The following is a 273-nucleotide window of genomic DNA, read 5'->3' as shown; positions in this document are numbered from 1 at the left end:
TGTCCGCCTGAAATCATCTCGATAATTGGGGGATTTTGAGTAGATTTGTAGCGATTATGCTGTAAATCCTTAAATCCTTCATTTCCCAGAATTATCAATTGAGGACATTCTATCGCCTCATTTATCGCATCGGCGTGCGCCTGAGACATCCTATAAACAGAATCACACTTCAATTTTGGGTCGCTGCGCCACTGCCAAACGCCCTTACATTGGTCAATTCCCCTAATAACTACAGGGGCGACCAAGTTTGGTGCAATTTGATTAGCATGAGAT

Annotated in this window: 1 pseudogene; it reads right to left on the bottom strand. The window is 43.2% G+C overall.

Annotation, left to right across the window (positions count from 1 at the left end):
* A pseudogene (locus tag KIV40_RS31535) lies at window positions 1-273 on the bottom strand (alpha/beta hydrolase); the annotation flags it as partial.

The organism is Vibrio sp. D173a (genome assembly GCF_030248475.1).
This window is presented reverse-complemented; position numbering and strand designations above follow the sequence as displayed.